Raw genomic sequence first — 10390 nt, forward strand, 5'->3', positions numbered from 1 at the left:
TCAACGCTTGGACCTACGATATGTCCTTAAACTGACGGATATTGGCGACGGCCATAAATCGGAGGTATAACGAATGACTGACGTAATTAAACGCAAGTATAGATTTCCGTTAGACATCCAGCTTTTCGCGGAAGACGATCCGGAACCAGGCAACGACCCTAATCCGGAGCCAACGTTTACGCAGGCGGAACTAGACGCAAAAATTGCGGAACGACTCGGCCGAGAACGTAAGAAGTACGCCGATTACGACGAACTGAAGACGAAGCTAGCCGACTTGGAGGCCGCGGAAACCGAACGTCAAAAAGCGACCATGACCGAGCAAGAACGTACTGCGGCCGAACTTGCGGCGGCAAAACAAGCGGCAGCGGATGCGGACACGGCCCGACAGGCTGCGTTGAAATCTGCAAATGAACGCTTGCTGAAGGCGGAGTTTAAGATCGCCGCCGCGGCTGCTAACGTTTTGCCGGACGCTATCGAGGACGCGTATCTGCTCGCCGACAAATCGGGCGTAACCGTAGGCGATGACGGAAGCGTTACGGGCGTTGCGGAGGCTATCGCAGCATTGACGGCGGCAAAACCGTTTCTGATTGCGACGAACACGCCGAAGCCGATTGGCGGTCCGAGTAATCCGAAGCCTGACGAGCGGAAGACGTTGGAGACGCAATTGGAAGACGCGAAGAAACGGAAGGATTTCTCGAAGGTAATCGAGTTATCGAACAAGTTAGCTAACCTTAAATAAGAGGACGGCCAGCCCTGCGCTAGTCGTCTTTTTATTTTATAAAACAAAGAAATCAAGGGGGAAAATCAATGCCAGCATTGACTTATGACTTTAAAGATCAAGTCCGCCAACTAGAGGCGGGTATTTCGCTTATTATCGACGACGCGCCTACGCTACTCGGTCTCGTGGGACTTAACGGGGAGTCGCTGTTTCAGACGAAGTACGAATGGATGTCCGATAACCTAAACTCCAACCGCGCGACCGCTGCCGCCAACGCTACAGCTTCCGCAACGTCTGTAACAGTTGCGGCTGGAGACGGCGCAAAGTTTCGCGTTAATGCAATCGTAGTAGTCGGCGAAGAGTACTTGAAGGTTACCGCTGTAGCTGGCGACGTAGTAACCGTTGTCCGCGGTTTTGACGGGACGACCGCCGCCGATATTGACGCAGGCGACGAGTTGCGTATCGTATCTCGCCCGCAGCTTCAAGGTGCAGGCGTAGGCGTTGACGAGAGTCACGACCGTTACACGGATTACAACTTTACGCAAATCATCGAGCGTTACGCAGCCGTTTCCGGTACGCAACAAGCCGTTCGTACCCACAACGTTACTAACGAGTTGGATTACCAAGTTCAGCTCCGTTTGCAAGAGTTGGCGCGTGAGCTTAACGATTGGCTGATTTACGGCCGTCGTATCCAAGGCCAAGCCTCGACGCCATCGACTTCCGGCGGTCTGCTGTACTTTGCGAACCAAAACGGCGCTCACAAGGCGAACTTGGCTGGCGGTGAGGTAACTGCTAAAGCGTTGAATGACGTTATGGAAGAGGTTTACCAACGTGGCGGCAGCGTCAATACGATCCTGACGAACACGGCCGGAGCCCGTCAAATTACGAAACTGGCTGGCGACACTATCCGAACTGTCCGTACAGATACTACGACCGGTCACCGTATTTCGTCCGTCGTTGGCGACATCGTAGGCGGTAGCGAAGCGGTAGTTATCGTTGACCCCAACTTCCCGAAAAACAAAGTCGCGCTATTCGACCGCTCGATTCTGTCGTTGTCGCCGCTCCAAGGTCGCGCGCTTTGGGACGTAGATGCTTCGCCGGCCGGTGCAGACTTCGTTGCCCGTCAGATTCGTGGCGAGTACGGTATTACCGTTAAGAATGCGAAGGAGAAAGTCGCGATTCTCGAAAACGTAGCAACTACCGTTTCCTAATCGAGGGCCTTCGGGCCCTTATTTGACGAAATACTGACGAAGGAGTGACGCCTAATGGCTGCGTATAAAGCAGCGCCTAAATACACGGTATCCACCGGCGGTAAAACGATTGTATTCGATTGGCTCGGCGCTTACGTAACGATTGACCCGGACGAAATCGCGGCGCTCGACCGGCTTGTACCGAAGTGGATTACGAAAGAGGTCGACGAGGCAGCGCCGAAGGTCGTCGAAGATGGCCCGAAACCAACCGCACCAACCCGCCCTCGTAAATCGACGAAATAAGGAGGCGAAACCATGACGATTAGCATAACGGACGCGGACGTCTATATCGCGGATAACTGTATCGATGTGGAGGATTGGGACTCTTCGGACGAGGCACGCAAAAATCGAATATTGAACGTAGCCGGACGAACGCTGACGACCAAATACGCAACTTACGTGATCCCCGACGCCGCCGTATACGAGTTTGCTAACGTCCTGAGTATCGCCTTTAACGATACGAACCGTATGCAGCGGCAGGGGATTAATGTATTCGGACTCGCATCGGTCTTCAACGTCGGATTTAAGACGGAATTAGTAACGGGGCCGGACGCCGACTTATCGAAGCTGATTCCGCAGTCCGCGCTCGACATTATCGGGGCGGAAAACGGCGTCAAACTATCGAAACGGGCCGCGAAATTTACGGTCCTATGACGGGAGGCTACGATATATGCCAATCATTCCGCTGAAGCAGACCGTCACCGTTTACGCGCCTGGTTACGATGATCCGTGGAATCCGCAACCGGACTCGGAGCCCATTACGTACCGATGCCGCGTCGAGGAGGGATTTCGCGTCGTAACCGATGATCAAGGCCGCGAGGTAACGGTGTCGGCGCGCATCCTTTTCGATAAGTACCCGAATTTTCCGCCGGCGGCTCGGATCGAATACACGGACGAGTACGGCGTTACGAAGGTATACCGGCCGATTAATGGCGGCCCGAAACGGATGCTCTCCGGCAAGCCTATATTGACGGTGGTGTACGTTAAATGACGAAGACGAACGGTATATCGATCGATACCTCCGGATTTGACGCCTGGACGACGCAAATGGAAGCGAAAGCCCGCCGCGGTGCCCGTAACGGCGTATATGACGGGACGCAGGCGATACATGACGCCAGCCGGCAATTGGCTCCGCTCGAAAAGGGTACGCTCCGGCGCGAAAGTTGGACGGAATATTCGGAAACGGCGGATACGATTACCGGCGAAATCTACTACAGCGCGACCGAAGACGGCAAGTCCGGCCGGTTTAATTATGCGCTGTGGCTGCACGAATTCGGCGGAAAGCCCACGTTTGCGAATCCGATCACGCCCGGCACGCAGCCGAAGTACCTCGAACAGCCCGTCAAGCAATACGCGGACAAGGTTAATGCCTGGATCGCGGACGAAATCCGGAAGGAGTTGGGAATGTAACGTGTTTACTATCGCGGAGTTAAAAACCTACTTAGAGTCCGTCGTACCGTACACGTACTATCACAACGAGTTTCCGGATACGGCCGGCGACAACGCGGCATTTGTCCGGATATTTGGCGGTTATGCACCGAGCCAGTGGTTACCAACACGGCGACCTTCGTTCCAGGTAATCGTGCGAAATAAATCGGGCCCGGCGGCTGAAGCGGCGGCTTATGCGTTGTACCGCGAATTTCATCAGCGGCAATCGTTCGTTATCGGCACACAGCGCATCAAGGCGTCGTTTGCCGATCAGTCCGCACCGCTCTACCTCGGACAGGACGAGAGCGGGCGACCAACGTACTCCGTCAACTTCACGGTAACGTTGATTGACGGTCAGACGGCATAACAACAATCTAATAACGGCAACACACGATTAAGCCTTAGCCGGAAACGGTCGGGGCTTTTTTGCGTTGTCTGCCGCAGGGAGGCTATTAAATGGCAGTAGATGCTAACAAAATCGCGCTCGGCCCGGCCCGCGTAACGTTCGATTTCGGGGGCACATCGCCCGTCGTATTCGAGCAAACACAGGGCGGCGTCGTGCTTACGTATGAGGAAACGACCCGCGACGTACCTATCGACCAGCTCGGCACAACGCCGGCGGACGTCATTATCACAGGCCGGACAGCTTCGGTCGCGGTTCCGATCGCCGAACGTGACCTCGTGAAACTATCGAAAATTATCCCCGGCGCGGTACTCGTAACGGACGCGGCCGACCCAACGAAGCAGCGCGTAGACGTTAGTGCGGCTATCGTGGCGCGCCTCTTTCCGTTCGCGAAAAAAGTAAAAATCGAACCGCTCGACATATACGCAACGCCAGCCGATACGATCATTCTCCACAAGGCGGCTCCGCAATCCAATCTGAATTACACGTACAGCTACGACAACGAACTCGTTACAAATACGACTTTCCGCGCATTTCCGGACATGACGCAGGGCGGCTTGCTAATTTCGTTCGGCGATCCGGACGCCGAAGAGTAAGACGCTAAAAGGACGGCTCTTAACAGGGCCGTCTTTGTTTTTATCTCGCATGAATGGAGCTGAAAATTAACGTGCTATCACGGTTATTTAATAAATCGGCGGACACTGTCTCGCCTGAATACACGGTTCTGGCCGGCAAGTCCGTCAAAATCCCGAAGTTAACGCCGGCGAAATTTAAAGCGCTGCTCGAACGGGTTGAAACGCTGCCTCAGATTATCGCTAGCGTTCTAGCCTCGCACCACTCGGAAGACTTCGTTGCAACCGCGATTGTAGGCGCAAATATGGCAATGGACGAAGCTGTATCGATTGTCTCCGTACTGGCGGATATCGACCGCGATGTAATCGACAACGATGCCGGTTTTGACGAAATCAGCGAATTTATCCGGCTGACACTCGAAAAGAACGATTTGCAGCGCGCGTTAAAAAACTTCCGGGCCGTCCTCGGTCACTTCCGGGTAAGAGCGATTCCGGAGGACGGCAACTAACACTTGACGAGTTTTTGACGCAATCGGCCGTACGGCTTGGTGTCAGTCAGAACGTTATTGAAACGGAATATTTCCTCGTCGATTTGCCGCTGCTGCTCCGGTATAAAGCGGCCGTCCGCGCGGAGGAACGGTTGATGTCGCTAAGTATCGCGACTATTAGTCAGTCGGCGGATAAGGACGTGCGCGAGCGCTTTGTTAACGGATTGCAGGCGGAGATGGACATTTACGGCAGCAGCGAAGCACTGAAGGAACCGGGACTCGACCGGTCGGGGCTGGCCGAGCTACGGAATAAACTCGGAAGGAGGTAACGGTCATTAGCGGATCAATAGGCGGTGGAGGGGCGGCCCAGGTAGGCGCGATTAAAGCCCGGCTCGACCTCGATATTTCTAGTTTTACCGCAAATAAAACGAAAGCAGTCCGTGACATGGACGATTTGTCTGCGAAGGCAAAACGTAGCGCCGGCGGATTTGACGAAGCAGCGTCCGCGGCGAAAAAACTGGCGGACACGCAGACGCAAATCGGACGCTTAACCAGCGTACTCGATAACACTAACGCTAAAATCGATGTCCAGCGGAAGCGGCTAGCGGACTTGAAGCGTTCGTACGACGAAACGTTTAACGATAAGGATCGCGGCAAGTTACAAGCGCAAATCATACAAACGGAAGGCGCACTCCTTTCGCTGGAGAAGACGTCGGATGCGACCGCACAGAAGATATGGGAACTCGAAGATAGCCTCGAATCGGCCGGCGATAGCGCGGAGATGATGTCGAATAAGACGAGTGCGTCGCTAACGAAAGTCGGCGTCGCATACGGAGCGCTGGCCGCTGCTATGACGGCAATAATCGCGAAGTCCGTAGATACAGCGGCCGCTTTTGAATCGTCGATGGCCCGTGTTCAGGCGATGTCGGGCGCTACGGCTGCGGAGTTTAAAGCATTAGAGGATCAAGCGATAAGCCTCGGCGTCTCGACCGTTTTTAGCTCGTCGCAAGTAGCGGAAGGCCAGTCATTCCTCGCAATTGCCGGCTTTAAGGCTAACGATATCATAGCGGCTATGCCGGGATTGCTCGACCTTGCGGCGGCGGCTCAAATGGACCTCGGACGCGCGGCGGACATAACGTCGAATATCCTTACGGGGTTTCGGCTGGAAGCGGAGCAGACCGGCCGTGTTTCGGATGTTCTAGCGAAGGCATTTACGTCATCCAATACGTCAATGGAACAGCTCGGCTATGCCATGCGTTATGCAGCTCCAATCGCGGCATCCCTCGGCGTCAGTGTCGAAGAGACGGCGGCCGCAATCGGTATCTTATCGAATGCCGGTATCCAAGGCGAAATGGCTGGTACGCAACTTCGGGCGATGTTCCTGCGGTTAGTCAATCCGGTCGGCGATGCGGAAAAGGTTATCGAACAACTCGGTATCAAAACGGCCGACGCGTCCGGTAAGATTCTTCCTTTTAGTGATATCTTGCGCCAGCTTCAAACGGCCATGTCCGGCTTAACTCAATCGGCGCAGGCGGAAGCGGCGGCCCTTATCGCGGGCACTGAAGCGGCGTCCGGCTTTTTGACGTTGGTATCGACGGGAGCGGACGAGTTGGAGCGCTTTACAGGCGAACTCCAAGATTCCGGCGGCACGGCGCAGCAAATCGCTGAAACGCAAATGAATACGTATAACGGTGCGTTGGAGGAAATGCGGTCGGCGCTGGAAGGCGTTGGGATCGCGGTCGGTGACGATTTTAAACCGGCTATGCGGGCAGCGGCGGAAGAAGTAACGCGGATGTTACTCGGCCTGGCCGAAATGGACTCCGGAACGCGGACGTTTATTGTAACGATGCTTGCGGCAGGAACGGGGGCCGGCGCACTTGCTACTGCAATTTACGGAATGGTTACGGCAATGCGGGCATTACAGGCGGCTGGTATTGCGGCAAATGCGGCGCTTGGTTGGATCGGAGCAATTTCGGCAGCAGTAGGATTAGCAGCCGGCGCGTTTATGTCTTACAAAGTCGAAGCAGCGGAAGCGGCCGAAGCACAGCGCCAATTTAACGAAATGCTCGAACAATCCCCGTTAAGCCGAACGGTTGATGACGTACAGGCGTTACGCGATAAAGCCGCAGAGTTGAACGATATCCTCGAACAAAGAGCGGAACTTGAGGAGCGCCTAGCAACGCTGCGTGACGAATTTGCACAGGCGCAGTCCAAGTCAGGCGGCGGTTTTATCGCTGCTCCGAAAGAATTAACGGAAGCGTCGAACGCGCTTTCGGACTTGAACGATAAGCTGAAGCAATACGGTATGACGGCTGAAGAAGCTGCGGCGGCTATCGAAGAAATCAACCGCGAAATTAATCAGTCTACGCCGGCACTCCGCGAACTCCGGATGGAGGAGTTACGAGATATTGCGGCAAAGCAGGATCAAATCGCGGAGTCCGAAAAGTTACTCGACCGTTACAACGAGCTGCGGAATCAAACATCGCGCACCGCTGAAGAAAACGAAGAACTGACGAGAACTGTCCGCACACTATCCGAACGTTATCCGGATCTTGCGACCGAGCTGGATACGCAAGGCGGACTGCTTATTACGAACGAGTCGTTAATACGCGATATCATAACCGCCGAAAACGACGCACTCACGGCCCGATTAGAAGCGGAAGCAGCAAATACGGAGTCTCGACGTAGGGAAACGGCAGCAGCGCTAGAAGCCGCAAAAAAGCAAATTACGGCATTAAAAGCGGTTGCGGCGGCAGATACAGGACAAGCGGAATTTCTCGGCGGTGGACCAAGCCTTTTTAACACAGCGCTGGGCGAAGCGGCCAAAAAGGTAGAGAGCGAATTGAGTACCGAAGCAGCCCGGTTGCAGACGTTACTTAACGAGATGGATACCGAGCTTGGCGCAATCCAAAACGGTACTTGGCGCGGACTGCTCGGCGGCTCCGGCAGTAGCGGTGCTGGTGGCGGATTAAGTACGGGCTCGGGTACGCTCAATCTTGACGGCGACAAAAAGTCCAATAAAAAGGACAAGACGCAAACAGCCGAGCAAATCGCGCAAGCTGCGTACAGGGCATCGCTCCAAGCGCTGGAAAAACGGCGACTCCTCGGCGATCTTACGGAGCAGCAAGAGGTTGACCGGTTGGCCGCGCTGGCGGAAACGTATAAAAAGTACGACGATATCTGGATCGACGCGGAGTCTCGCCGACAGCGCTTGATCTCGCAAATGGCCGCAGCAGAAGCGAAGGCGACCGAAGAAAGCGCCCGCGCATCCGAAAAGGCACAACGCGCCAGCTACGAAAAGTCGGCGGAGTGGATCGAGCTCGAAACGCAGCGGATGACGGAGCGCGGCGAATCTGAACGGGCGATTACCGAAATGCAGCTCGAAGCATGGACGCGGGTCCGGAATCGCTACGGTAAGGATACGGAGTACTTTAAACGTGCCGACCGCGAAATGTACAATGCTCGGATGGACTTACGGAAACAGGACGAGAGGGCCGCGAAGGAAGCCGCCGACACAGCCGAAAAGGCCGCGAAAGCATCGACGAAATCCTTCCTCGATAATATCGAGAAGCAGCGAAAGGCCGAACTGTCCGCGCTGGACAAACGGAAGGCCGATACGAAGAAGCATTACGACGATATCCTGAAAATCATCGACAATGCCGAACGTGGCCGTGAGCGCAAGTCCATCGTTGACGAAATGGAAAAGTACCGGTTCGCCACGTCGGAAAAAGGCCGGAAACGTTTCGAGGAGTTGCAGGAGCAGCTCCGGAAGATGGACGTCGAGGACAATAAGGACGCGCTCAAGCAAGAACGCGACGATAAGCTGGCTGCGCTCGATCAGCAAAAAGCGGATATCGACGCTTGGTACAACGATCTCAAGTCCGCGGCCGAATCGTTTAATGGCGACATGATATCGCTCTACCAGCTTACGGAGGATGAACGTCTGAAGGCGTTTATCGAAACGAACGCGGAAATCAAGGCGGAAATGACTCGGTTTCAGGCGGAAATGGCGACAATTACCGGTCAGCAAGTCGCGGCGGCAGCGGTCGTCGATCCGTATCAAGCGGCTATCGCGGCGCAAATGAAGGCGAACTCGGCCGCTTGGAAAACGTATCAGTCGGAAGGCAACACGGCTGCTATGGCGGGTGTTGCTGCCGAAAACAAACGACTCGGCGCGGAGATTGGCGGTACTTACGATAGCAGGACGGGCCGCTGGTTCGGTGCTGACGGATTGCCTCTGTTTCATACGGGACGCGACGGCTTAACTGGCCGGACATTTAACGCCGGCGATATGCTAATGCCGGACGAAGTTGCAGCGATCCTTCGACGCGACGAGTACGTCTTTACTCCAGGGCAACTGCGGAGTTTGATCGACGGGGCCGGCAGAAGCGGTGGAACAACGGTAAATATCGAGCGCATCGTCGGCGTTGAAATGAACGACACGACCCTCGAAGATGAAATCGACGTTCGGGCTATCGGCCGTGTCGGCGTAGATATGGCGGCGGAAATGGCGCGCAACAACTATACGGGAGGTGCTTAACGTGGCTGAATACGGCTTCGTGTTCAAAGGGCGGCACTGTTCCGAGTTCGGTGCGCGCCTTCTTCGCTATACGGTAAACAGCCCGGACTTGCGTGAGTATGAAGACGAACCGGCCGGATTGCCCGGCGTACTGGACTTCGGGACCGAACTCGGTAAACGCGAAATTGAAATCGTAATGGATATCGATCCGAGCGTTGATATCCCATTCAAGCGCCGGCAATCCGAAATATTAACGTGGCTTAAACCGACAACAGCGGCGGGCATTCTCGTTTTCGACGAGGTGCCTGACCGCTTTTTTTACGCCAAACTTTCGGGCCGGCTCGTCCCCGAGCAGATCGGACAGTACGGCGAGTTTCGAGTCACACTTAAATGTACGGACCCGTTTGCATACGGGCCGGAACGAATCTACGAGGACAGTCTAACGGCTGCCCCTTTTTCGTTTGTCCTGGAATCCGAAGGCTCCGAACCGACGCCGCCAATTATCGAATTATCAAACGCGGGCACGACGACTTTGGCCGCTGGGTTTACGCTGACGATCGAGTACGAGACAGAATAGAAACGGAGTGATTAACAAATGGCATTAGCGGTATCGAATTATCTCGCGGACGCGTGGCTTAATCAGACGTTTAGGAACGTTGCCTGGACGCGGCCCTCTACGGTATATATCGCACTTTATACGAGTAATCCGACGGCGGCCGATACAGGTACGGAAGTTACTGGCGGGGCGTATGCGAGGCGGGCGGTTACATTTGCAGCGCCAGCTACGGAGACAGGCCGGCGGACATTAAGAAGTAACGCCGAGGTTGCGTTTCCGACCGCGACGGCAGACTGGGGCACGATTACGCACGTCGGCATACGAGATGCTGCGACCGGCGGCAACCTGCTCTTTTACGGAGCGGTTGACAATCCGCGTACGCTTCAGGTTAACGATTTGCTCAAATTTCCGGCCGCGTCCGTTGCTTTATCTGTAAACTAACGAAAAATTAACGAG

The 10390-nt window shown here is 54.9% G+C and carries 13 protein-coding genes; all 13 read left to right on the forward strand.

The window, feature by feature from the left end; translation table 11 throughout:
• Positions 1-73 precede the first annotated feature (73 nt).
• The 13 genes from ACX93W_RS01925 (at position 74) to ACX93W_RS01985 (ending at position 10375) form a co-directional block, all read left to right on the forward strand.
• Positions 74-739 (forward strand): phage scaffolding protein, encoded by a 666-nt coding sequence (locus ACX93W_RS01925; protein ID WP_459390632.1) that lies wholly within the window; start codon positions 74-76, stop codon positions 737-739.
• Positions 740-807: 68 nt separating this feature from the next.
• The gene (locus ACX93W_RS01930) at positions 808-1929 is read left to right on the forward strand and encodes an SU10 major capsid protein (RefSeq protein WP_459390633.1); all 1122 of its coding nucleotides are present in this window, start codon (positions 808-810) and stop codon (positions 1927-1929) included.
• 54 nt (positions 1930-1983) lie between these two features.
• Positions 1984-2211, forward strand: a complete 228-nt coding sequence (gene yajC, locus ACX93W_RS01935) for a preprotein translocase subunit YajC (RefSeq protein WP_459390634.1) — start codon at positions 1984-1986, stop codon at positions 2209-2211.
• A gap of 12 nt (positions 2212-2223) precedes the next feature.
• Entirely contained in the window at positions 2224-2622 is a 399-nt protein-coding gene (locus ACX93W_RS01940; protein WP_459390635.1) for a hypothetical protein, read from the forward strand.
• Between the two features lie 16 nt (positions 2623-2638).
• Positions 2639-2959: a hypothetical protein gene (locus tag ACX93W_RS01945; RefSeq protein ID WP_459390636.1), complete on the forward strand. Its 321-nt coding sequence runs from the start codon at positions 2639-2641 to the stop codon at positions 2957-2959.
• Entirely contained in the window at positions 2956-3378 is a 423-nt protein-coding gene (locus ACX93W_RS01950; RefSeq protein ID WP_459390637.1) for a hypothetical protein, read from the forward strand. The genes ACX93W_RS01945 and ACX93W_RS01950 overlap by 4 nt, the downstream gene beginning before the upstream one ends.
• The gene (locus tag ACX93W_RS01955) at positions 3335-3763 is read left to right on the forward strand and encodes a minor capsid protein (protein WP_459390638.1); all 429 of its coding nucleotides are present in this window, start codon (positions 3335-3337) and stop codon (positions 3761-3763) included. Before ACX93W_RS01950 ends, ACX93W_RS01955 begins: the two co-directional genes overlap by 44 nt.
• An 89-nt stretch (positions 3764-3852) precedes the next feature.
• Positions 3853-4395: a hypothetical protein gene (locus tag ACX93W_RS01960; protein ID WP_459390639.1), complete on the forward strand. Its 543-nt coding sequence runs from the start codon at positions 3853-3855 to the stop codon at positions 4393-4395.
• Between the two features lie 71 nt (positions 4396-4466).
• Complete coding sequence (locus ACX93W_RS01965) at positions 4467-4880, forward strand: hypothetical protein (RefSeq protein WP_459390640.1); 414 nt, start codon at positions 4467-4469, stop codon at positions 4878-4880.
• 14 nt (positions 4881-4894) lie between these two features.
• A complete protein-coding gene (locus ACX93W_RS01970; protein WP_459390641.1) occupies positions 4895-5188 on the forward strand; it encodes a hypothetical protein in 294 nt (97 codons plus the stop codon).
• Positions 5189-5304: 116 nt separating this feature from the next.
• Positions 5305-9399, forward strand: coding sequence for a phage tail tape measure protein (locus tag ACX93W_RS01975; RefSeq protein WP_459390642.1), 4095 nt, complete (start codon positions 5305-5307; stop codon positions 9397-9399).
• 1 nt (position 9400) lies between these two features.
• Positions 9401-9955 (forward strand): distal tail protein Dit, encoded by a 555-nt coding sequence (locus ACX93W_RS01980; protein ID WP_459390643.1) that lies wholly within the window; start codon positions 9401-9403, stop codon positions 9953-9955.
• 18 nt (positions 9956-9973) lie between these two features.
• Entirely contained in the window at positions 9974-10375 is a 402-nt protein-coding gene (locus tag ACX93W_RS01985; protein WP_459390644.1) for a phage tail fiber protein, read from the forward strand.
• Positions 10376-10390 lie beyond the last annotated feature (15 nt).

The sequence above is a fragment of the Paenibacillus sp. CAU 1782 genome (assembly GCF_054551715.1).